1 protein-coding gene (running past one end of the window) is annotated in these 24,125 nt (G+C 70.8%); it reads right to left on the reverse strand.

All coding sequences use genetic code 11. The features are described 5' to 3' along the window. Positions 1-24,125: the 3' portion of a non-ribosomal peptide synthase/polyketide synthase gene (locus tag ACRWNM_RS08285; RefSeq protein WP_431965147.1), read on the reverse strand. Its footprint extends 13,156 nt past the window's final position; the window shows 24,125 of its 37,281 coding nt (coding positions 13,157-37,281); its start codon lies beyond the right edge, outside the window — the gene reads right to left on this strand; it ends in the stop codon at positions 1-3.

The raw sequence follows: 24,125 nt of genomic DNA on the forward strand, positions 1-24,125 counted from the left end.
TCACTCCGCGACGATGATTCGGATCTCTTCGTCGGCGGCGTCGGTCGGTTCGCCGGGGGCGACGAACCAGTGGGTGACTTCGCCGTCGGCCAGGTCGTCGGCGATGTCGTCGGCCGCGGGGAGCACGGAGAGTGCGCCCGCGGTGGACGTCGCCACGAACTCCCAGAGGGCGGCGCGGCCCGCGGCGGCGGTGGTGAACGTGGTCGACTCGTAGTCGATCGCATTCTCGTCGCGGATCCGCTCGGCCAGATCGAGCGCCTCGGTCTGGTTCAGCGCGACCGGCGCGCCGTCGACCAGCTCCACGAAGGCCGGGTGCTCTTCGCCGAGCGAGCGCACCCGGTCCGCGTAGGACACCGGGTGTCCGGCGGCGGCGGCCAGTTCGGTCTGCACCTGCGGATCGCTCGGCACCAGCCAGCGCACCGCGCCCTCCGCCGCAGGCTCCGCGCCGATCCCGAAACCCGCTCCGGCCGCGGCGATCTCGTCCGCGCTCAGGCCCGAGGCGAACAAGCAGGCGGCGCCCGCCTTCTGCACGGCCCAGGCCGCGACCACGGCGTCGACACCGCGCGGCAGCGCCATCGCGACGACGTCGCCGGGACCGGCGCCCCGCGCGATCAGCACCCGAGCCAGCTGCGAGGAACGCCGATCCAGCACGTGGTAGGCGATCTCGTCGCCGTCCACGAGCAGTGCGGGCGCCTGCGGATCCGCCTCGACCACATCGGCGAGCACGGTGGCCACGGTCCGCGTGCCGACCCGGTTCGCCGACTCCGGCACCGCGGCCGCCGTCGCCACACCGGATTCGGCGAGCAGCTGGGCGCGTTCGGCGCTGTCCAGGATGTCGATGTCGCCGACGAGCCCGGACGGGTCGCCGAGCAGCGAGTCGAGCACCCGCACCAACCGGGTGGACAGCGTCTGCACCTCCTCGGCCGTGAACCGGCTGAGCAGGTACTCGAGGCTGATCTCCAGGATCGACTCGGCCGCCACCTTCAGCGTCAGCGGGTAGTGCGTCGTGTTGCTGACGTCCACCCCGGTCACCGACATGCCGTCGATCGAGCTCGCCGCCTCGATCGCCTCGCGATCGATCGGGTAGGACTCGAACACGAACAGCGTGTCGAACTGCGACCCGGCCCCTGCGGCCCGCTGGATGTCGGCCAGGCCGACGTAGTGGTGATCCAGCAGATCGGCCTGCTCGCGCTGCAACTGCCGCAGCTGATCCTCGATGGTGGCGCGATCATCGATGCGCACCCGGACGGGCAGCGTATTGATGAACAGGCCGACCATCGATTCGACGCCGGGCAGCTCAGCGGGCCTGCCCGACACCGTCGCGCCGAAGGATACGTCCGAGCGTCCGGTGAGCCTGCCGAGCAGGATGCCCCAGGCGGCCGACACCAGGGTGTTCACCGTGATGCCGAGTTCCGCGCAGTGCTTGGTGAGCCTGCGGGTGTGGTCGGCGTCGAGGTGGGTGACCAGCTTGCCGGTCTGGTACTCCTCGGCCGAACGCGGTTGCGGGGCAAGCTCGGTCGGCTCGTCGAGTCCCTCGAACGCGCCGGCCCAGGTGCGCAGCGAGGCGTTCAGGTCGCGGCCCGCGAGCCACTCCAGGAACGTCCGGTAGGACGCGACCTCCGGCAGCGCGGAGGCGTCGCCGCGCACCGCGTAGAGCACCAGCAGGTCCTGCATCAGCAGCGGCATCGACCAGCCGTCCAGCAGCACGTGGTGGGTGCTGATGACCAGGTGCCAGTGGTCGGCGGCGGTGCGGTACAGGCCGTAGCGCACCAGCGGCGGCACGGCCATGTCGAACCGCTGCGCCAGATCCTCGGCCAGCCGCCTGCGCAGCTCGGCCTCCCGCTCGGCCTCGGGCAGATCGGTGAGATCCACCTCGCGCCACGGCACCTCGACCCCGTCCATCGCGATCTGCACGGACTGCCCCTGGGCGTCGGTGACGAACGCGGTGCGCAGGTTCGGGTAACGATCGAGCAGCGCCTGCGCCGAGGCGTGCAGCCGCTCGGCGTCCACCTCGCCGGTCAGCTCCACCACGGCCTGCATGTTGTAGACGTCCACGGTGGCCGTGGTCATCAGCGCGTGGAAGAGCAGACCGGACTGCAGCGGCGTGAGCGGCCAGACCTCGGTGAGGCCCGGGTAGGTCCGCTCCCACAGCTCGATGTCGGTCTGGCCGACTCGTACCAGCGGCATATCGGACGGCGTGTGGCCGCCCGCCTCGGGCCTGCGGACGCGGGTGGCCAGCGCGGTCAGCGCGGACACCCAGATCTCGGCCAGTTCGCCGACGCGCTCGGCCGTGAGCAGGCCGCTCGGGAAGGCGAACGACGCCACCAGCTCCGGTCCGCTCGCACCGTCGAGCACCACCGCGTCGATGTCGAGCGCCGCGGCCGCGGGCCGGGCGGGATCGGCGACGGTGACGATCTCGGCGGGCAACGCGCCCAGGTAGCGGAAGCCGACCTGCGCGGTGTCGGCGAGCCCGAGCAGACCGTGACCACGCCCGTGGTCGGGCACGGCGAGCAGCTGCTCCTTGACCGTCTTCACGATGCGGTCCACCGCGACTCCGCCCGCGAAGGCGTCGCCGAGGTCGGCGCCGTCCAGGTCGATCCGCACCGGGTGGGTGAGGTCGAACCAGCCGAGCGTGCGGTCCAGGTGCGCGGTGCCCGCGGCGTACGCGGCGCGCCCGTCACCCGCGAGACGGACCAGCGCGGCGGTGCCTTGCTGATCGCCACGCCAGCGCACCAGCGCCATGGCCAATGCCGCGAGCAGGCCGTCGGCGGCCGCGCCGTGGAAGCGGGCGGGCGCGGTATTCAGCACCGCGTCGGTCACCTCGGCGGGCACGGCGATCCGCACCCGGTCCACGGTGGCCGCGGTGTCGATGGCGGGATCGAACGCCCGCGCGCCGAGCAGCGGCTCGTCCGTCGCCGAGATCTCCTGCCAGAACGGCAGTTCCGCCTCGTGCGCGGCGGCCTCGCCTGCGGCCATGCTGTGCGCCCAGCGCCGCAGGGTGGTGCCGGTGGCGGGCAGCTCGAGCGGCGCGTCGACGCCGAGCTGCTCGGCCGCCGTGATCAGCTCCGTGAGGAGGACCCGCCAGGACGGCGCGTCCACCGCGAAACGGTGTGTCACGACCAGCAATTCGTCGGGACGGTTGTCCGCGAAGGTGAACAGCACGAATTGCGCCATCACGCCTTCGGCGGGGTCGAGCCGGTCGACCGCCGCGGCACGCTCGGCCGCGAGCAGATCGGCGAACTCGGCACTCTTCTCGACCCGTACCTCGCTCAGCAGCGGCTCCACCTCGACCCGCTGCACGGCCTCGAACACCCAGCCTTCGCCCTCCGCGCGCAGTGTCGTGCGCAGCGCGTCGTGCCGGTCGAACAGGGCCTCGAGCGCGTCGATCAGTGTGTACCAGTCGAGCGCGGAGGGCAGCGGAAGCAGCGCGGACTGCGCGAACCGCCGGAACGGCGCACCGCCTGCGAGGGCGGCGGCCACCGCGGGCGGCAGCGGCATCTCGCCGACACCGCCGCCGGGCAGTTCGGCGGGCTGTTCCCGCTCGGCCTGCGTGGCGGTCGCGATGGCCGCCAGCGCGGCCACGCTGCGCTGGTCGAACACGTCGCGGACGCTGAACTCGACGCCGAGCGCCTTGGCACGCGACACCAGCTGGATCGACAGGATGCTGTTGCCGCCGAGCGCGAAGAAGTCGTCGTCGGCGCCGATGTGCTCGACGTCGAGGACGTCGCTGAACACGCCCGCCACGAGCTGCTCGGCCGGGGTCACCGGCGCGCGGAACGCCGCCTTCTCGAACGTCGGCTGCGGCAGCGCGTTGCGGTCCAGCTTGCCGTTCGCGTTGAGCGGCAAGGCTTCCAGCGCCATGAAGGCGCTGGGCACCATGTAGGACGGCAGCTCCGCGGCCAGCGCGGATTGCAGCTTGCGCTTGTCCAGTTCGCCGGTCTCGGGGTCGATTCCGGCCGCCGACGGCACGACGTAGGCGACGAGCCGATCGCCGAGGCCGGGATCGTTGTGCGCGAGCACCGCCGCCGCCGCGATCGCGTCCTGCCGCAGGAGTGCGGCCTCGATCTCGCCGAGCTCGATGCGGAAGCCGCGGATCTTCACCTGGAAGTCGGTGCGGCCCCGGTACTCGAGCTCACCGCCCGCGCGCCCACCCGTCGCCCGGCCACCGCCCCCCATCGAATCGCTTCGCGATGCAGGAGCCCATGCGACCAGGTCACCGGTGCGGTACATCCGCGCGCCGTGCTCGCCGAAGGGGTTGGCGACGAACCGTTCCGCGGACAGGTCGGGGCGGGCGAAGTAGCCGCGCGCCAACTGCGCACCGGCCAGGTACAACTCGCCGGAGACACCGACCGGCACCGGGCGCAGGCGCGAATCCAGCACGTAGACCTGGCTGTTCCACTCCGGCGCGCCGATCGAGACCGAGAACTCGTCGGCCGCGGTGACGGCGTGGTTGGTGATCGACACCGCCGCCTCGGTCGGGCCGTACAGGTTGAACAGACCGGCCGCGTTGGCGCGCCGGAACTTCTGCGCGGTCGCCGCGGGCAGCGCCTCGCCGATGGCGAGGATGCGTCGCAGCGAATTCGGCATGCGCCCTTCGGATTCGGTGAGCAGCGCGTCCAGCATCGACGGAACCACGTGCAACGTCGTCACACCCGTCGAACGCATGAGCTCGTTCAGGTACGCCGGATCGCGGTGCCCGTCGGCGGTGGCGATCACCAGGCGACCGCCACTGACCGCGGCCGACCAGAACTCCCACACCGACAGGTCGAACGTCGCCGCCGTCTTCAACAGCACCACGTTCTCACTGTCGAGACCGAACTCGTCCGACTTCCACAACAACTGGTTCACGATCGCACCGTGCGGCACCGCCACACCCTTGGGCTGACCCGTCGAACCCGACGTGAAGATCACATACGCCGTATTCGCCGCAGCCAGCACACCATTGCGCTCGTCGTCCGCGACGGGGGCATCCGAGTGAGCGGACAGATCCAGCTCGTCGATCGCGACAGTTTCCGCCGCGGCGGTCTCGAACGCGTCCCTGGCCGTGGTCAGCACGCACACCGGCGCGGCCGTGCCGAGGATGTAGTCGACGCGATCCACCGGCTGATCCGGATCGATCGGCACGTACGCCGCACCGGCCTTGGCCACCGCGTACATCGCGATCACCAGATCCGCCGAACGACGAATCGCCAACGCCACCCGATCCTCCGGACGCACACCACACCCGATCAGGTACCGCGCCAACCGGTTCACCCGAGCATCCAGCTCGGCGTAGGTCAGCTGCGTCCGCTCGCCGGAAGCCGCGTCGGCGACCAGCGCGACGGTGCCGGGCGCGGCCTCGGCCACGGCGGCGTCGAGCAGCGACACCAGCGTGGCGTCGGTGTCCACCGCGTGCGCGGTGTCGTTCCAGGTGCGGAGGATCCGTTCGCTCTCCGCGTCGGCCAGCAGGTCGATCTCGCCCACCGGCACCGTCACGTCGGCGATCACCGCGTCCAGCACCCGAACGAACCGGTCCGCGAAGCCCTGCACCGTGGCCTCGTCGAACAGGTCGGTGGCGTAACCGAATTCGGTGATGATCTCGGCCGGGGTGCCGTCGTCGGCGTACCGGTCGTAGAGCGTCACGTGCAGGTCGGTCTTGGCCAGCTGCGAGTTGAAGTTGACCGCGCTCACCTGGAGCCCGGGCAGCGTCAACGTGGTCTCGGCCAGGTTCTGGAAGGACAGGCCGATCTGGAACAGCGGGTTGCGCGCGGTGGAGCGCTCCGGGTTGAGCACCTCGACGAGGCGCTCGAACGGAACGTCCGCGTTGGCGAACGCCTCCAGGTCGCGTTCGCGCACGTCGGCGAGCAGGTCGGCGAAACGGTCGCCAGGCTGCACCGTGGTGCGGAACACCAGCGTGTTGACGAACATGCCGATCAGATCGTCGAGTTCGCGCTCGCCGCGACCCGCGATCGGCGTGCCGACCGCGATGTCGTCGGTGCCGGACAGCCGCGCGAGCAGCACCGCGAGCGCCGCGTGCACGACCATGAACAGCGAGGCGTTGTTGGCGCGCGCCAGCTCCGCCAGCTCGGTGTGCCGCTGCGGCGAGAGCTCGAAGCGCAGCGCCTTGCCGTGGAACGACTGCGCGGGCGGGCGCGGCCGGTCCGCGGGCAGCTCCAGCTGATCGGGCAGCCCGGCGAGCGCGGACTTCCAGTAGGCGACCTGGCGTGCGGCCACCGACTCCGGATCGTCCTCGGAGCCGAGCACCGCGCGCTGCCACAGCGCGTAGTCGGCGTACTGCACCGGCAGCGGCGTCCACTGCGGTGCGTCGCCGCCGACCCTGGCCACGTAGGCGGCCATCAGGTCGCGGGCCAGCGGACCCATCGACGCGCCGTCCGCCGACACGTGGTGCACGACGAACGCGATCACGTGCTCCTGCTCGGAGATGCGGAACAGCGCGACGGCCAGCGGCACCTCGGTGGTGACGTCGAAGGTGGTCATGGCGAACGCGATGACCCGCTCGATCAGCTCCGACTCGTCGATCTGGACCGGATCCAGCTGCGGCAGGTTCACCGGCAGGATCACCTGGTGCGGACCGTCCGCCGAGCTCGGGTAGACGGTGCGCAGCACCTCGTGGCGGGCGAACACGTCGCCGATCGCCTGTTCCAGCGTGCGCACGTCGAGCGCGCCGGAGAGCCGGACGGCCAGCGGGATGTTGTCCACCGCAGAGGTGGCCGTGTCGAACTGGTTGAGGAACCAGTACCGCGCCTGCGCGGGCGAGAGCGGAATACGCTCCGGCCGCTCCGCCGCGGTGAGTTCCGGACGCGACCGGCCGGACCCGGCGATGCGCTCGACCCTGGCCGCCAGCGCGGCCACGGTGGACGCCTCGAACAGGTCACGCACCGTGAGCTGGGTGTCCAGCGCCGCGCCGAGGCGCGCGGTCACCTGGGTGGCGACCAGCGAGTTGCCGCCCAGCTCGAAGAAGTCGTCGTCCAGGCCGACGCGGGCAACGCCGAGCACGTCGCCGAAGGTGCCCGCCACGATCTCCTCGATCGGCGTCGAGGGCGCGCGGAACGCCTTGACCTCGAACACCGGCGCGGGCAGCGCCTTGCGATCCAGCTTGCCGGAGGCGTTGAGCGGGAACTCGTCGAGCAGCACGAATGCCGAAGGCACCATGTACCCGGGCAGCTCGCCGCCCAGTTCGGTCCGCACGGACTCGACGTCGATGACCTGACCGGCGGTCGCGATCACGTAGCCGACCAGCTGGTCGCCGAGGCGCTCGTCCGAGCGCACGACGACGACGGCCTGGGCGATCGAATCCAGCGCGGTGAGCGCGGCCTCGATCTCGCCGAGCTCGATGCGCAGACCGCGCAGCTTCACCTGGAAGTCGGTGCGGCCCAGGTACTCCAGCTCGCCCTTCTTGGTCCAGGTGACCAGGTCGCCGGTGCGGTACATGCGCTCGCCCGCGGCGAACGGGTTGGCCACGAACCGATCCGAGGTCAGATCCGGCCGAGCGACGTAGCCGCGCGCCAGCTGGATACCCGCCAGGTACAGCTCACCCGCGACGCCGACCGGCACCGGGTGCAGGCGCGAATCCAGCACGTACACGCGGGTGTTGAACACCGGGGCGCCGATCGGCACCGACACCGTGTCGTCCTCGGTGACCTCGTGATAGGTCACGTCGACCGCGGCCTCGGTCGGGCCGTACAGGTTGTGCAGACGGGCGCCGGTCAGCTCCTGCAAGCGCTGGGCCGTCACCGCGGGCAGTGCCTCACCGGAGGCGAAGACGTTGCGCAGGCTGGTGCATTCGTCCGCGCGTTCCTCGGCGACGAACACCGACATCATCGACGGCACGAAGTGCGCCGTGGTGACCCACTCGCGCTTGATCACCTCGACCAGGTAGCCGGGGTCGCGGTGGCCGTCCGGCTTGGCGACCACCAGGCGCGCGCCGATCTGCAAGGGCCAGAAGAACTCCCACACCGACACGTCGAACGTCGCCGGGGTCTTCTGCAACACCACGTCGGTGCCGTCCAACCGGTACTCGGACTGCATCCACACCAGGCGGTTGACGATCGCCTCGTGCGAGACCGCCACACCCTTCGGGCGACCGGTCGAACCCGACGTGAAGATCACGTACGCGGTGTTCGACGGCCGCAGCGGGGCGCGGCGCTCCGCGTCCTGCACCGGGGCGTCGTCGTAGGCCGACAGGTCGAGCGTGTCGATCTCGAGCGCGGTGACCGCGCCCGCGTCGAAGCCGTCCCGCGAGGTGGTGAGCACGCACACCGGGTCGGCAAGGTCCAGCACGTAGCGGGTGCGGTCGGCCGGGTGATCCGGATCCAGCGGCACATACGCGCCGCCCGCGATGCTCACCGCGTACATGCCGATCACCAGCTCCAGCGAGCGGCGCATGCCGAGCGCGACGAGCGAGTCGGGCCCGACGCCCGAGGCGATCAGGAGCCGCGCCAAACGGTGTGCGCGCGAGGCGAACTCGGCGTAGGACAGACTCGTCCCCTCGAAGGTCAGCGCCGTCGCGTCCGGCGTCAGCGCCGCCTGCGCCTCGAACATCGACACCAGGGTCGCATTCAGGTCGACCCGGCGCGCCGTGGCGTTCCAGGTCTGCACCACGGTGGTGCGCTCGCCCGCGTCGAGCAGGTCGACGTCGCCGATCTGCACCGCGGGATCGGTGACCACCGCGTCCAGCATGCGGACCAGGCGCTGGGCGAAGGAGGCCACGGTGGCGCCGTCGAACATGTCGGTGGCGTAAGCGATCTCGGCCTTCATGCCCTCGGCGGCGGTGCCGGTGAAGTTCAGGTGCAGATCGAACTTCGCGGTCACCACGTCCAGCGGCACGCCCGAGACCTCGAGGCCGGGCAGCTCGAAGGTGGTCTCGCCGGTGTTCTGGAACGAGAGCATCACCTGGAACAGCGGGTGCCGCGCCTGCGAACGCGCCGGGTTCAGCAGCTCGACGAGCCGCTCGAAGGGCAGGTCGGCGTGCCCGAACGCGGCGAGGTCGGCTTCCCTCGTCCTGGTGAGCAGTTCGGCGAACGGCTGGGCCGGGTCGACGGCGCTGCGCAGCACCAGGGTGTTGACGAACATGCCGATGGCGTCGTCCAGCACGGCCTCACCGCGGCCTGCGACCACGGTGCCGATGGCGATGTCGTCGCTGCCGGACAGGCGCGAGAGCAGCGCGGCGAACGCCGCGTGCACGACCATGAACAGGCTCGCGCCGTGTTCGCGCGCCAGTGCCTCGCCCGCCTGCGCGAGCTCGGCAGAGATCTCGAACTCGTAGACCCCGCCGTGGTTCGACGCGACGGCGGGACGCTTGCGATCCGACGGCAGGTCGAGCTGGTCGGGCAGGCCCGCGAGGTTCTGCGACCAGTACGCGACCTGCGCCGCGATCAGCGAGTCCGCGTCGTCCTCGGAGCCGAGCGTCTCGCGCTGCCACAGCGCGTAGTCGGCGTACTGCACCGGCAGCGGCGCCCAGCCTGGCGCCTCGCCGCGCGAGCGCGCCGCGTAGGCGATCATCACGTCCCGGGCCAGCGGGCCGATCGACCAGCCGTCACCGGAGACGTGGTGCACCACGAATACCAGCACGTGGGCGTCCGGCTGGGAGCCGTCCATCGAACCGGCGATGCGGAACAGCGCGGCGCGCACCGGCACCGCGGCGGTGACGTCGAATGCGGTGAGCGCCAGCTCGCCGATGCGCTCCTGAATCTCGGTCTCCGACACCACGATCGGGGTCAGGTCCAGGTTCTCCTGGCCCGCGGGCAGCACGACCTGCACGCCCTGGCCGTCGGCGGTCTCCGGGTACACGGTGCGCAGCACCTCGTGCCGGTCGACCACGTCGGCGACTGCCCTGCGCAGCGCGTCGGTGTCGAGCGCGCCGGTGAGCCGTACCGCGAGCGGGATGTTGTTGACCGCGGTCTGGTTGTCGAAGCGGTTGAGGAACCACATCCGCTGCTGCGCCAGCGACAGCGGAATCCGTTCCGGCCGCGGCCCGGCGACCAGTTCGCGGCGCCGTCCGCTGCCCGCCTTGGCCGCGGTGCGCGCGGCGAGCGCGGCCACCGTCGGCGCCTCGAACAGCTCGCGCACCGCGAGGTCGGCGTCGACCGCCTCGTTGATGCGCGCGACCACCCGGGTAGCCAGCAGCGAGTTGCCGCCGAGCGCGAAGAAGTCGTCGTCGAGACCGACCTCGTCGACGCCGAGCAGATCGGCGAAGACCGTGGCGACGGCCTGCTCGATCGGGGTGCTCGGCGCGCGGAAGGCCGCGGTGCTGACGAACTCCGGCTCCGGCAGCGCGCGCCGGTCCAGCTTGCCGTTCGGGGTGAGCGGCAGCGTGTCCAGCACCACGAGGGCGTCCGGAACCATGTACGCGGTCAGGAATTCGGCGACCGCGTCGCGCAGCACGGCCGGATCGATCGCGACGCCGGTCTCCGGCACCACGTAGCCGACCAGGCGATCGCCCGCGTGCCCGTCGGCGCGGACCAGCACCACGGCCTGGCGCACGCCGTCGCAGCGCACCAGCGCCGACTCGATCTCGCCGAGCTCGATGCGGAAGCCGCGCAGCTGCACCTGCTGGTCGCTGCGGCCCGCGTACTCCAGGTTGGCCGCGTCGCCGTCGCCGAACCAGCGGCCGACATCGCCGGAGCGGTACATCCGGGAACCGGGCTCCCCGAAGGGGTTCGCGACGAAGCGGCTCGCGGCGAGGCCTGGCCTGCCGAGGTAGCCGCGCGCCAGCTGCGCACCGGTCACGTAGATCTCGCCCGCGACGCCGACCGGCGCGGGCGCCAGCCGGTTGTCGAGCACGAAGGCGCTCAGCCCCGGCAACGCGCGGCCGATGACGCTGGCCGGGTTGTCGATGTCCTGCGCGTCCAGGGCCAGGAACGACACGTGCACCGTGGTCTCGGTGATGCCGTACATGTTGACCAGGCGCGGCGCGTCCGCGGGATGGCGCTCGTACCAGCGGCGCAGCTGGCGCAGATCGAGCGCTTCACCGCCGAAGATCACGTGGCGCAGCGCGAATTCGCCGTCGTCGTCGGCGGCGCTCGCCGCCCGATCGGCCTCCACCAGCTGGTAGAACGCCGACGGCGTCTGGTTCAGCACGGTGACCCTGTCGCGAACGAGCAACTCGCGGAACAGTTCCGGCGAACGCGAGGTGAGGTAGTCGACCACGACCACCGAACCGCCGTAGGCCAGCGCGCACCACAGTTCCCAGACCGAGAAGTCGAAGGCGAACGAGTGGAACAGCGTCCACACGTCGGACTCGTCGAAGCCGAACAGCGGCTGGGTGTTCGCGAACAGCTCCACCGCGTTGCGGTGCGAGACGCCGACGCCCTTGGGCACACCGGTGGAACCGGAGGTGTAGATGACGTAGGCGAGGTTGTCCTGGCGCAGCGGCCGGACGCGGTCGGCATCGGTCACCGGCGCGTCGGACTGCTCCGCGGTCTGCTCCAGCAGCAGCAGCGGAATCTCGCCCGCCGGAACGGCGTCCGCGTCCGCCGCGGTGGTCAGCACGCACACCGGAGCGGCGTCGGCGAGGGTGAACTCGAGCCGCTGGACCGGATAGGTGGTGTCGATCGGCACGTAGGCCGCGCCGGTCAGCAGCACCGCGTACAGCGCGATCGGCAGTTCCTCGGTACGCGAAACCGCGACCGCCACCTTCGATTCCGCTCCGACGCCGAGCTCGATGAGCGCACGCGCGATCCGGTTGGCCGCGCGCTGGAACTCGCCGAAGGAGACCGTGGTCTCACCGAAACGCACCGCGGGGGCGTCCGGTCGACGCTGCGCCTGCGCGCCGATGAGGTCGACCAGCGTGACCGCGGGCGCGTCGACGCCCTCGGTGTTCCATTCGCGCAGTACCAGTTCGCGCTCGCCGGGGGCGAGCAGGTCGATGTCGCCGACCACCACGCTCGCGTCGGCCGAGACCGCGCCGAGGACGCGCAGCAGGCGATCCGCGAACGCGCGCACCGTGCCTGCCTCGAAAAGGTCCGTGGCGAAGCTGAATTCGGCGGACATGCCCTGCGGGCCGCTGTCCGCGCCGAGCTTCTCCTCCAGCGTCAGCTGCAGGTCGAACTTGGCCAGCGGCACCGTCATGTCCACGCCGGACACCGTCAGACCGGGCAGCTCCAGCACGGTCGGCGCGGTGTTCTGGAAGGTCAGGCCGACCTGGAACAGCGGGTGCCTGCCCGGCGAACGCACCGGGTCGAGCACCTCCACGAGGCGCTCGAACGGCACGTCGGCGTGGCCGAAGGCGTCTACGTCCACCCGCCGCACGGTGCGCAGCAGTTCCTCGAACGCGACACCGGGCTCGATCTCGGTGCGCAGCACGAGCGTGTTGACGAACATGCCGATCAGGTCATCGAGCGCGCGCTCGCCACGGCCCGCGATCGGCGTGCCGATGGCGATGTCCGAGGTGCCGGACAGGCGCGAGAGCAGCACCGCGAGCGCGGCGTGCACGACCATGAACAGCGTCGAATTGTGCTGCTGCGCCAGCGCGCGCAGCGCCGCGTGCACCTCGGGGTCCACGGTGAAGGCCACCGTGTCGCCGCGGTTGGACGCGGTCGCGGGCCGCGGGCGATCGGCGGGCAGGTCCAGTTGCTCGACCAGCCCGGCCAATTCGTTCTGCCAGAACTCGACCTGACCGGCGACCAGCGAGTCCGGATCGTCCTCGGCGCCGAGCACCGCGCGCTGCCACAGCGCGTAGTCGGCGTACTGCACCTCGAGCGGACGCCACGCGGGCTCCTCGCCGTCCACGCGGGCGCTGTAGGCGATCATCACGTCCCTGGTCAGCGGCCCCATGGAGAAGCCGTCGGCCGAGATGTGGTGCACCACCAGCGCGAGCACGTGCTCGGTGGGGCTGATCTCGAACAGGCTCGCCCGGAACGGCACCTCGGCGGTGACGTCGAACGCCGTCAGCACGACCTCGGAAAGCCGCTGCGGCAGTTCGTCTTCGGTGATATCGATGGGCGAGAGATCCGGGATCACCTGCCCGGTCGGGACGATCTGCTGGTAGCCGACGCCGCCGATCTCCGGGTAGTAGGTGCGCAGCGACTCGTGCCGTGCCAGCACGTCGGCCACCGCGACCTGCAGCGCCTGCCGGTCGAGCAGACCCGAGAGCCGCACCGCGGCCGGGATGTTGTCGGCCGCGGCCGCCGCGCTGTGCTCGGCCGCGTTGCCGCCCATGTTGAAGCGGTTGAGGAACCACATGCGCTGCTGCGCCAGCGAGAGCGGCACCCGCTCGGGCCGCCGCTGCGGGACGAGCGCCGACCTGGCGCCCGCGCCCGCCTTCGACTCGGTGCGCGCCGCGAGGGCCGCCACGGTGGAGGCCTCGAACAGCTCGCGGACGCCGAGATCGGTCTCCAGCGCCGCGGACAGCCGCGCCGCCACCTGGGTGGCGGTGAGCGAGTTGCCGCCGAGCGCGAAGAAGTCGTCGTCCAGGCCGACCCGGTCCAGGCCGAGCACGTCGGCGAAGGTACGGGCGACGATCTCCTCGACCGGCGTGGTGGGCGCGCGGAACACCGCGGCCTCGAACACCGGCGCGGGCAGCGCCTTGCGATCCAGCTTGCCGGAGGCGTTGAGCGGGAACTCGTCGAGCACCACGACCAGCGCGGGCACCATGTAGGCGGGCAGCTGCCTGCCGAGGTCCTCGCGCACCACGTCGCCGTCGACGCGCGCGTTCGGCGCGGCGACGACGTAGGCCACCAGCTGATCACCGGTGCGCTGATCGCCGCGCACCACGACCACCGACTGCGCGATCTCGTCCAGCGCGGTGAGCGCCGACTCGATCTCGCCCAGTTCGATGCGCAGGCCGCGCAGCTTCACCTGGAAGTCGGTGCGGCCCAGGTACTCCAGCTCGCCGTCGGCGGTCCACGCCACCAAGTCGCCGGCGCGGTACATGCGCTGTCCATCGGCGAACGGGTTGGCCACGAAGCGATCGGCGGTCAGATCCGGCCGCGCCACGTAGCCGCGCGCCAGCTGAGTGCCCGCCAGGTACAGCTCACCCGCGACGCCCACCGGAGCGGGCCGCAGCCGCGAATCGAGCACGTACACCTGGGTGTTGAACACCGGGGCGCCGATCGGCACGGTGTCGGTGTCGGCCTCGGTCACCCGGTGATAGGTGACGTCGACCGCGGCCTCGGTCGGGCCGTACAGGTTGTGCAGTTCCGCGCCGGTCAGCTCGCGCAGGCGGTGCGCGGGCTTGGGCGGCAGCGCCTCGCCGGAGGCGAACACCATGCGCAGCGCGTCGCAGCGGGCCGCGGCCGCGGCGGCCGCGGCGGGAGCGACGGGCCCGGAGGAGGCAGCCTGCGTAACCACGGAGGGACCCGCGTACGACGCCATCGAACTCACGAACACCGCGAGCATGGACGGCACGAAGTGGGTGACCGTGATCCGTTCGGTCGCGATGACCTCGGCCAGGTACGCGGGATCGCGGTGGCCGTCCGGCTTGGCGACGACCAGACGCGCGCCGATCTGCAAGGGCCAGAAGAACTCCCACACCGACACGTCGAACGTGGCGGGCGTCTTCTGCAACACCGCGTCGGACTCGGTGAGGCCGTACTCGGACTGCATCCACACCAGGCGGTTCACGATCGCCGCGTGCGAGACCGCCACGCCCTTCGGGCGACCGGTCGAACCCGACGTGAAGATCACGTACGCGGTGTTCGACGGACGCAGCGGGGCGCGCCGCTCGGCGTCGGTCACCGGCGCCTCGGACACACCGGACAGGTCGAGCAGATCGATGCGCACCTGCGCGGTGTCGATCTCCAGGTCGCTGCCCGAGGTCAGCACACACACCGGATCGGCCGTGGCGAGAATGTATTCCGTGCGCTCGGCCGGGTGATCCGGATCCAGCGGCACGTACGCACCGCCCGCGACGGTGACGGCGTACATGCCGACCACCAGGTCGATCGAGCGCCGCATGCCGAGGGCCACCGAGGACTCCGGGCCGACGCCGCGTTCGATGAGCCAGCGCGCCAGGCGATACACCCGTCCCGCGAACTCGTCGTAGGACAGAGTTGTCCCCTCGAAGGTCAGCGCGGTCGCCGCGGCCGTCTTCGCCAGCTGCGCCTCGAACTTCGACACCAGCGTCGCCGTCGCGTCGACCTCGTGCGCGGTCTCGTTCCAGCCGGACACCACGAGCTCACGCTCCGCGGTGTCGAGCAGCTCGATGTCGCCGACGGCCACACCGGGATCGGCGGTGACGGCGGCGAGCACCCGGACCAGGCGGTCGGCGATGCGGCGCACGGTCGGCTCGTCGAACAGGTCGCGCAGGTAGCCGGCGCGGATGCGCAGACGCGAATCCAGCTGGGCGATCAGCGTCAGCGGGTAGTGCGTGGCGTCGGCGGCCTCCAGGTCGGCCACCGCCATGCCGTCGATGTCGGCGGCTTGGGCACGGATGCCCTCGGCGTCCACCGGGTACGACTCGAACACCACGAGGGTGTCGAACAGCGCGCCGACGCCCGCGGCGGACTGGATGTCGGCCAGCCCGATGTAGTGGTGGTCGAGCAGGTCGGCCTGCTCACCCTGGGTGCGGACCAGCAGGTCGCGAGCGGACTCCGCGGGATCGAAGCGCACCCGCACCGGCACGGTGTTGATGAACAGACCCACCATGGATTCCACGCCGGACAGCTGCGCCGGACGGCCGGAGACGGTGGTGCCGAACAGCACGTCCTCGGCGCCGGTCACGCGGCCGACCAGGATGCCCCAGGCCACCTGGAGCACCGTGTTCGGGGTGACGCCGAGCGAGCTCGCCAGCGCGGTGAGCCGCGCGGTCGCCGCCTCGTCGAGGTCGAACAGGTACTCGCCGGAGAGCGCGGTGATCTCGCGACCCGCGTCGGGGCGCGCGAGCAGCGTCGGCTCGCTCACCCCGCGCAGCGCCGTCGACCACGCGGCCAGCGAGGCCGAATGATCCTGGCGCGCGGTCCAATCCAGGAAGTGGCGGTAGGAGCGCACGGCAGGCAGCGCGGTGGTGTCGGCGTGCACCGCGTAGAGCACGATCAGGTCGCGCATGAGCAGCGGCATCGACCAGCCGTCGAGCAGGATGTGGTGGTTGGACACCACGAACTGCCAGCGGTGGTCCTCCACCTGGATCAGCGTGAAGCGGATCAGCGGCGGCGCGTCCAGGTCGAACCGGCGCATGCGGTCGGCCTCGATCAGGTCGGCGGCCGAACCGGTCGCCGTCCGATCGTGCTCGGCCCACGCGACCCGCACGCTGTCGAGCACCACCTGGACGGGGTTGCCGTCGTTGTCGCTGACGAACGCGGTGCGCAGGTTCTCGTAGCGGTCCACCAGCGCCTGCGCGGCGGCCCGCAGCCGGGCCGCGTCGACCCGGCCGGTGAGGGTGAGCACCGCCTGCGCGGTGTAGACGTCCACCGAGCTCGCGGCGAGGCGAGCGTGGAAGAGCAGACCCGCCTGCAGCGCGGACAGCGGCCACACGTCGGCCAGCGCGGGGAAGCGCCGCTCCCAGACCTCGATGTCGCGCTGGCTCGCGCGCACCAGGGCGAAGTCGGACGGCGTGTGCCCGCCCGCTCCGGTCGAATTCGCGTGCCTGGCGACCGCTTCCAGCGCGGAGGTCCACAGCTCGGCGAACTCGCGCACCTCGGCGGCGGCGAGCAGGGTGGCGGGGAAGCCGATGTTCGCGGTCAGCTTGTCGCCCACCACGATCGCGTTGACGTCGAGCGGGGCCATGGCCGGCATGTCGGCGTCATAGGCGCCGCCGAGCGCGCCGAGTTCCGGCGCCGGGGTCCAGCCGAAGCCGCGCAGCGCCTCGGGCACATCGGTGTCGGAGACGCGGCCCAGGTAGTTGAAGCTCACCTGGCCCGGCAGCTGCGCGGGCAGCTCGGCGGCGGTGCGCGGGTTGAGGTAGCGCAGCAGGCCGTAGCCGATGCCCTTGTCCGGCACCGCGAGCAGCTGCTCCTTGACCGCCTTCACGGCCTTGGACAGCTCGGGGCCGCCTGCGAGGGCGCCGTCCACGTCTACGCCGGTGAGGTCGAGCCGCACCGGGAAGATGGCGGTGAACCAGCCGACCGTCCGGGAGAGGTCGGCGCCGGGGACGACGTCTTCCTCGCGGCCGTGGCCTTCCAGGCGGATCAGCAGCGCGTCGTCGGTGCGCGCGCCTGCCCGGATCGACCGCCACTTCGCGGTCGCCAGCGCGAGCGCGGTGAGCAGGCCGTCGTTCACGCCGCCGTGGAACAGCGCGGGCACCGTGGTGAGCAGCGCCCTGGTGACCTCGGCGGAGATTTCGACCTGAACCTTCTCGATCGCGCCGGAGACGTCCACCGCGGGGTCCATCGGACGCTCGGTCAGCAGCGGATCGGGCGTGTCGGTCACCGCGCGCCAGTAGTCGAGTTCGGCCACCCGGGCCGGGCTCTCGGCCTCGCGCTCCAGCGCGTTCGCCCAGGCCCGCATCGAGGTCGCCGGAGCCACCAGCGCGGGCTGCTGCCCGGCGGTCAGCTGGCCCCATGCCGCGACGAAGTCGGGCACCAGGATGCGCCAGGAGACGCCGTCCACCACCAGGTGGTGGGCGACCACGATCAGACGGCCCATCCGGCCGCCGCCGGCGGGGTCCAGCCACACGAACCGCACCACCACACCGGCCGCGGGGTCAAGCCGGTCCAGCGCGGAATCCAGTGCGGCGGAGGCGATGTCGAGCAGCTCGTCGTCGGTGGCCGCAGCCGGGAACTCGACCCGCTCGATCAACGCGTCCACATCGACGGCGCCGGGCTCGGCGGTACGCACCACCCAGTCGTCGCCGTCGCGGTAGAGCCGCGAACGCAACATGTCGTGCCGGTCGATCACCGCGCCGACGGTCGTCGCGATGCCGGCGCGGTCGATGCCGAGCGGCAGCTCCAGCGCCAGGGTCTGGTTGAACCGGCCGAAGGAGCCGTCACGCTCGGCCATGAATCGCACCACCGGGGTGAGCGGCATGGAACCGACACCGCCGCCGGGCAATTCGGCCAGCGCGGCGACGGCGGGGGCCGCCGCGTCGGCGGTCTCGGCCACCGCGGCCAGGCCCGCGACGGTCTTCTGCTCGAACACGTGCCGCGGCGTGAACACCACGCCGCGCGCCCTGGCGCGCGAGACGAGCTGAATCGAGACTATGCTGTCGCCGCCGAGCGCGAAGAAGGAGTCGTCGACGCCGACCCGCTGCACGCCGAGCACCTCGGCGAACACCTCGGCGATGATCTGCTCGACCGGCGTGCGGGCGGCGCGGAACACGACCTCGGTCGCGAACACCGGCTCCGGCAGCGCCTTACGGTCCAGCTTGCCGTTCGGGTTGAGCGGCATGGCGTCGAGCTCCACGATGGCCGACGGCACCATGTACGACGGAAGGTGCGCGGCCAAACGGGTGCGCAGATCGCCGAGATCGACGGCGGTGCCGTTGGCGGGCACCACATAGCCGACGAGCTGATCGCCGGTGCGCGCGTCCGAGCGGACCAGCACGACCGCCTGGAAAACCGAATCGAATGCGGTCAGGGCGGTTTCGATCTCACCGAGCTCGATACGCAGGCCGCGCAACTTCACCTGGAAGTCGGTGCGGCCGATGTAGACGATCGCACCATCGGCATCCCGGGCCACCAGGTCACCCGTGCGGTACATGCGCTCCCCTGTACCGAATGGGTTGGCCACAAAGCGGTCCGCGGTCAAATCCGTACGACCGAAGTAACCACGCGCCAGCTGAGCGCCCGCAAGATAGAGCTCACCCGCAACACCCGGTGCGACCGGATGCAGGCGCGAATCAAGTACGTACGCCTGGGCATTCCACACCGGCAGACCGATCGGCACCGCGCCCACGACCGCGGACGCGACCGGGCCGTGGGTGGCGTGCACAGTGAATTCAGTGGGGCCGTACAGGTTATACAGCTCCGCCTCGGACACCTTGCGGATCGCTCGAACCGCATCCGAGGTGAACGCCTCACCGGCGATGAACAGCAGGCGCAACGAACCCAGTTCGGCGCTGAGACCCGCGGTATCGACGTAACCCGCGAACACGGTCAGCATGGACGGCACGAACGAGGTCATGGTGACCCGCTCCGCCGCGATCACATCCGCCAGATACTGCGGATCACGATGGCCATCCGGGCTGGCGACCACCATGCGGCCACCGGTGGACAGCGGACCGAACAACTCCCACACCGACACATCGAATGTCGCGGGGGTCTTGAACAGCACCACATCTTCGGCATCGATGCCATATTCACCGGTGATCCAGCGAATCTGATTCACCACCGCCGAATGCGGCACCGCCACCCCCTTAGGGCGACCGGTGGAACCAGAGGTGAAGATGACATACGCCGGGTTCGACGGACGCAACGGCGCGATCCGCTCAGCAGCCGAGACCGGCTCGGCGGAGTAGCCGGACAAATCCAGCTCGTCGATCGACAGCGTTGGCAGCTCCACACCATCGAAGCCATCGCGCGCGGTCGTCAGCACACAGACCGGTGCCGCCGACTCGAGGACATAGTTTACCCGCTCGGCAGGCTGATCCAGATCCAGCGGCACATAACCACCACCGGCCTCATGCACCGCGTACGCGGCGATAACGAAGTCGACCGAACGCCGCAAACCAAGCGCGACAAGGCTTTCTGGACCGACACCGGCCTCGATCAGCCTGCGCGCCAACCGATGCACGCGAGCACCGAACTCCGCATAGGTCAGCGAACTACCGTCGGCCGAATCGACAATCGCCACCGAATCAGGCGTAGCCTGCGATTGCGCCGCGAACAGCTCGACCAGCGTTGCCGCCGAACCGATCCCCCGCGCGGTGTCATTCCAGCCGCGCAGTGCCCGCTCGACCTCGACCTCGTCCAGCAGCGCGATATCACCGACAGCGCGATCGGGCGTCGCGACAACGGCCGCGAGCAGCCGCTCGAAACGCTGCGCGAGCAGCGCCACCGACTCGGCGTCGAACAACTCGGTGGCGTAGGTGAGCGCCAGCGTCATGCCGGTGGAACCGGTTTCCGACAGCGTGAACTGCAGGTCGAAACGAGCGACGTTCTCCTCGAGGTCCAGTGCGGACACCGAGAGGCCCGGCAGTTCCAGCGCAGTGCGATCCAGGTTCTGGAATGCGAGCATCACCTGGAACAGCGGGTTGCGCGCCTGCGACCGCTCCGGCGCGAGCAGTTCCACCAGGCGCTCGAACGGCACATCGGCATTGCCGAAGGCGTCCAGATCGGTCGCCCGCACCCGGTCCAGCAGGTCGGTGAAGGACTCGCCGTTGTCGATGCCGGTGCGCAGCACCAGGGTGTTGACGAACATGCCGACTAGGTCGTCGAGCGCCTGCTCGCCACGGCCAGCTATCGGCGTGCCGACCGCGATGTCGTCGCCGCCGGACAGTCGCGCCAGCAGCACGGCCAGCGCGCTGTGCATGACCATGAACAGCGAAGCGCCGCTGCCGCGGGCGATCTCGTCGAGCGCGGCGATCAGCTCGCCGGGCAGCTGGTGGTGCAGCGTCGCGCCGCGGTGCGAGGCGATCGCGGGGCGCGGGTGGTCGGTCGGCAGCGCCAGTTCGTCCGGCACGCCGTCCAGTGCGCGCCGCCAGTAGGCCACCTGACGCGCGAGCAGCGAGTCGGCGTCGTCTTCGGCACCGAGGACCTCGCGCTGCCAGACCGCGAAGTCGGCGTACTGCACCGCGAGCGGCGACCAGCCGGGCGCGCTGTCCTGGGTGCGCGCCGTGTAGGCCAGCATGACGTCGCGGGTCAGCGGACCCATGGAGAAGCCGTCGGCGGCGATGTGGTGCACGACCACGACGAGCACGTGCTCGTCCGGTCCCGCGGCGTACAGCCTGGTGCGCAGCGGAACCTGTTCGGCCACATCGAATCCCGCGGTGACGAACTCGGTCACCGCGGCGATCAGCTCGGCGGGCGGCACCGCGACCGGATGCAGATCGAGCGCGATCTCCTCGGCGGGAACGATGACCTGCACCGGCGTGCCGCCGTGCTCGGGGTAGCGGGTGCGCAGCGATTCGTGCCTGCGCACCACGTCGGCCACCGCGAGCCGCAGCGCCTCGATGTCGAGCGCGCCGGACATCCGGATCGCGATCGGCAGGTTGTAGGCGGCCGAGGAGGTGTCGTACTTGTTCAGGAACCACATGCGCTGCTGCGCGTAGGACAGCGGCACCAGTTCGCTCGCGGCACGCTTGCGCGCCACCAGCGGGGAGCGGCCGTCGCCGCCGGTGTGCGATTCCACCCGCGCGGCAAGGGCTTCCACGGTGGACGCCTCGAACAGCGTGCGCACCGGCACCGAGGTACCGAGCGCCGCGCCGATCCTGGACACCACCCTGGTGGCGATCAGCGAGTTTCCGCCGAGGTCGAAGAAGTCGTCGTCGACGCCGACGCGGGGCAGGTCGAGCACCTCGGCGAACACCGCGGCCACCGTCTCCTGCACCGGCGTCACCGGGGCGCGGAACGCCCTGGCCTGGGCGGCAGGCGCGGGCAGCGCGCGACGGTCCAGCTTGCCGTTGACGGTCAGCGGGATCCATTCCAGGCGCACCAACGCCGAGGGCACCATGTAGGAGGGCAGCCGCTCGGCCGCACCGGAACGCACCACGTCCAGGTCGGGAACCACCTCGGGTTCGGCGACGACGTAGGCCACGATCCGCTGATCGCCCGGCTGGTCCTCGCGCACGATGACCGCGGCCTGGGCGATGCCCGGCTGAGCGAGCACCGCGGCTTCGATCTCGCCGAGCTCGATACGGAAACCACGCACCTTGACCTGATCGTCGGCGCGGCCCAGGTACTCCAGCTCACCGAAGCGGTTCCAGCGCGCCAGGTCGCCGGAGCGGTACAGGCGCGAGCCCGAACCATCCGGGGTCGCCAGCGGGTTGGCCACGAAACGCGCGGCCGTCAGGTCGGGACGGCCGAGGTAGCCACGCGCCAACTGCGGTCCCGCGACATACATTTCGCCCGCGACACCGACCGGCACGGGGCGCAGCCGGTTGTCGAGCACGTATACGTTCAGGCCCGCGATCGCGCGACCCACGATGCTGCCGGAGGCCGCCTCGATCGTCGCCGCGTCCAGGGCACGGAAGGACACGTGCACCGTGGTCTCGGTGATGCCGTACATGTTCACCAGCACCGGAGCGCCAGCCGAGGAGCTTGCGGAGCGGCCATCCAACGGAGCGCCGTGGCGGGCAACCCAATCCGAGAGGCGACGCAGCTCGAGTGCCTCACCACCGAATACGACGTACCGCAGCGACAGCGGCGCGGCGTCCGCGGCAGCATTGCGGTCGGCTTCGGCCAGTTGGTAGAACGCCGACGGGGTCTGGTTCAGCACCGTCACGCGCTCGTCGCGCAGCAGTTCCAGGAACTGCTCCGGGGAACGCGAGGTGAAGTAGTCCACCACCACGACCGTCCCGCCGAACAGCAGCGGACCCCACAACTCCCACACCGAGAAGTCGAACGCATACGAGTGGAACAACGTCCACACATCATCGGGACCGAAACCGAAATCACGATCGGTATTCGCGAACAACCGCACCACATTCCGATGCGCGACCGCCACACCCTTCGGACGACCCGTCGAACCCGACGTGTAGATCACGTAGGCGACATGGTCCGGGGTCAGCGCGGCGCGGCGATCGGCGTCGGTGATGGGCGCGTCGTCGGCGTCGACCACATTGCCGGTCTCCACCGCGAACCCGTCGAGCACCACCGAGGGCAGGCCCGCCGGGATCTCGACCTCGACCGTGGAGTCCAGGACCACGCTGGTCGGACGCGAATCCGACAGCACATACGCGATCCGGTCCGCCGGATAGGTCGGATCCACCGGCACATAACCCGCGCCGGTCTTCACCACCGCCAGCAGCGCCACCACCAGATCCAACGAGCGCGGCAGGATCACCGCGACCAGCGACTCCGGCCCAGCGCCATCGGCGATCAACCTGCGCGCCAACACATTCGCGCGCCGATCCAGCTCCGCGTAACTCAGCGAGTCCGCACCGAAACGCGCCGCGATCCGATGCGGATGCGCGGTGACCATCTCATCGAACAGCTCGACCAGCGTCACCCCGACCTCGGCGAACCGGCCCACACCGGCGTCCGCGCCCGCCGACACCCAGCGCTGCGAGACATCCAGCCGCTCGGCCTCACCCAGCAGATCGATATCGCCGACGACCGCCGCCGGATCCTCGGCCACCGCGCGCAGAATCCGCACCAACCGATCGGCGAACGAGGACACCGTCTCCGGGTCGAACAGCTCGCTCGCGTAGTTCCACGACAACGCCAGCCCACCGTCACGGGCCTCGCCCACGGTCAGCTGCACATCGAACTTCGACGTCCCCGCGTCGAACTCGACGACATCCAGATCCAACCCGGGCAACGCGACAGTGCCCATGTCGGCGGCCGAGGCCGCCTCGAAGGTCAATCCCACCTGGAACAGCGGATGATGCGCCTGCGAACGCGCCGGACTCAGTACATCCACCAAACGCTCGAACGGCACATCCGCGTTCGCGAACGCCGCCAGGTCCGTGCGCCGGACCTGCTCGAGCAGATCGCTGAACTTACCGCCCAGATCGACCTCGTTGCGCAACACCAGCGTGTTGACGAACATGCCCACCAGATCGTCGAGCGCACGCTCGCCACGACCCGCGATCGGCGTGCCGATCGCGATATCGGTGCTGTTGGACAACCGCGCCGCCCACGTCGCCAACGCCGCGTGCACGACCATGAACACCGTCACGCCGTGCGCGCGCGCCACCTCCCCGAGCGCGCGATGCAGCTGCGAGTCCACCGAGAACGCGTGCAGCCCACCAACGTTCGACGCGACCTCCGGACGCGGCCGATCCGCGGGCAACTCGATCTGATCCGGCAGATCCCGCAACTGCTCGGACCAGTAGCCGATCTGCTTGGCCGCCACCGACTCCGCATCGTCCTCGGAGCCGAGCACCGCACGCTGCCACAGCGCGTAGTCGGCGTACTGCACGTCGAGCGGCGCCCAGCCGGGGGCTTCCCCGCCGGCGCGCTCGGTGTAGGCCACCACCACGTCGCGCAGCAGCGGACGCAGCGAGAAGCCGTCGGCACTGATGTGGTGCATGACGAGCACCACGACGTGACTGCGTTCGTCGACCGTCAGCAGGTCGGCCCGGAACGGGATCTCGCTGGTCACGTCGAAGTGCACGCTCGCCAGTTCGACGATGCGCGAAGGCAGTTCGG

The organism is Nocardia sp. bgisy134 (assembly GCF_965341865.1).
Lineage (GTDB): Bacteria > Actinomycetota > Actinomycetes > Mycobacteriales > Mycobacteriaceae > Nocardia.